The organism is Streptomyces anandii JCM 4720 (genome assembly GCF_014650655.1).
GTDB lineage: Bacteria > Actinomycetota > Actinomycetes > Streptomycetales > Streptomycetaceae > Streptomyces > Streptomyces anandii.
The window spans coordinates 1-523 of record NZ_BMVJ01000127.1; the positions used below are offsets into that span (position 1 = coordinate 1).

The 523-nt window shown below is 72.3% G+C and carries 1 protein-coding gene; it reads left to right on the plus strand.

Features of this window, described 5'->3' with window-relative positions:
• The coding region (locus tag IE249_RS35635) for a hypothetical protein (RefSeq protein ID WP_189711692.1) at nt 1–523 on the plus strand (523 nt) is incomplete at both ends.

Sequence of the window (523 nt, forward strand, 5' to 3'; positions counted from 1 at the left end):
CCCGGCCGAGAAGGGCCGCGACGAGCGGCTGTCGGTCGCGGTCCCGGCCTGGGACGACGGGATCAAGAAGGCCCGCCAGAGCCGCCTCGCGGGCCTGGCCGGGCCCGAGACCCCGGAAGTGCTGCTGGACGCGCTGATGGTGTGGACCCTGTCCACCCGGCACGGCCCGCAGGAGCGTCCGCAGATCCACCCGTTCTACCGCTCCCCGAACAAGACCGGGGAGGACTTCGCGGGCGGGACGGGCCGCCAGGACGTCATCTGTGAGGCGGTCCGCCGGCGGATGGTGCCCCCGGCCGACCCGGACACGATGAAGCTCCCGACGATGGTCCCGCAGGTGTGGGAGCGGCCCCTGGCCGACTTCACGCCCGAGCAGCGGGACGCGGCCTGGATCCACGAGTACGACAAGACGGCGGCCTGGCTGCCCGCGTTCTCGAACGTGCAGCTCGGCATCGGGGAACCGACCCACTGGAAAGGCGGGACGATCTCCTTCGACAAGCGGTTCGCCGGGTACTGGCGCATCGCG